This window comes from Bradyrhizobium sp. BRP19, assembly GCF_020194195.1.
Classification (GTDB): Bacteria; Pseudomonadota; Alphaproteobacteria; order Rhizobiales; family Xanthobacteraceae; genus Bradyrhizobium; species Bradyrhizobium yuanmingense.
In genome coordinates this window covers 1-431 of the sequence record NZ_JADYVZ010000149.1, presented here as the reverse complement: position 1 = coordinate 431, position 431 = coordinate 1, and the positions used below count along the sequence as shown (strand labels likewise).

General features: G+C 57.1%; 1 protein-coding gene. It reads left to right on the top strand.

The window, feature by feature from the left end; all coding sequences use genetic code 11:
• Positions 1 to 63: 63 nt before the first annotated feature.
• Positions 64 to 431, top strand: a 368-nt coding sequence (locus I6F36_RS38935; protein WP_225173290.1) for a hypothetical protein, incomplete at its 3' end; no start/stop codon positions are given.

Here is a 431-nt window from a genome sequence, read left to right as displayed (position 1 = left end):
TGATAGCCCTGTCCGCCTCTGAGTGTTGGCGGACACGGCCATCCTTTCAGTTCGGAGGTTAGCGTGCGTGTGAAATTCATTGCTCTCATAGCGATTGTCGGATGTGTTGTTGTGGTTCACGCAGCTCCAATCGGCGCTGAAGATAAAGTCCCGCCGAGCGCGGACGTTCCGAAGGCGTTGAGCGAACCGCCGAGCACCAGTCCCACTGTGCCGCTTGATCAGTTAATCGATCAGATGCCCGACGGAGCGGTCGTCATCGAACTTTATAAATCCGTGCGGACAGTGGGAGACGTGGAGCCAGTAAACGCGTATGTCAAAGAGCAGATCATCAAGGCTCAGTCCATCGTCGCCGACATCGCGCGCTCGCACGCCGCCGCCTTGAAATCGTGCGATGGCGCGGCAACGCCGAAAACCGAAACGATCGCTATCAA